Source organism: Bradyrhizobium sp. WYCCWR15520 (genome assembly GCF_056174665.1).
The window spans coordinates 1-722 of the sequence record NZ_JBWBWM010000165.1; the positions used below are offsets into that span (position 1 = coordinate 1).

Sequence of the window (722 nt, forward strand, 5' to 3'; positions counted from 1 at the left end):
TTTCGGCAAAGCGCTTGGTCAGGCCGAGCATCGAGACCGGTTCGATCGCCTTGTCGGTCGAGATCATCACCATCGCGGTCGCGCCCGCCGCCATCGCCGCGTCGGCGACGTTGACCGATCCGAAAATATTGGTCTTGACGCCCTCGCTCCAGTCGCGCTCGAGGATCGGCACGTGCTTCAGCGCAGCGGCATGGAACACGATATCGGGCCTGAATTCCCGCATCAGGTTCATGATCCGGTCGCGATCGCGGATATCGGCGATCCGGCCTTCGATCACGGCGTTGGCCGCGCGCGCCGTCAGCGCCTCCGTCACCGCGTAGAGCGCCGGTTCCGAATGTTCGATCACCAACAGCCGCGCGGCGCCGAAGGTCGCGACACGGTCGCATATCTCCGAACCGATCGAGCCACCGCCGCCGGTGACGATCACCGCCTTGCCCTTCACCAGCGTTTCAAGCCGCGCGTAATCGATCTTCTCGCTCGGCCGCAGAAGGAGGTCTTCGACGGCGACGTTGGTCAATCTCGGCACGTCGCCGCTTTCGAGCGACGGCAGGCGGCTGACGAACAGGCCGAGCCGCTTGGCACGCATCAGAACCGCTTCGGGATGCGCCTCGGGTTCGAACGCCGACGGCGTCATCACGAGCCGCGCAATCGGCTTTCCGCGGCCGGCATAGTCGCGGATCACGTCCTCGACGTCATCGATGCCGCCGAGCACCGGGACGTTG

Annotated in this window: 1 protein-coding gene; it reads right to left on the reverse strand. The window is 65.5% G+C overall.

Annotated features, from left to right (window positions below):
* Positions 1 to 722, reverse strand: a 722-nt coding sequence (locus AC0QUY_RS42660; protein WP_475391737.1) for an SDR family NAD(P)-dependent oxidoreductase, incomplete at both ends; no start/stop codon positions are given.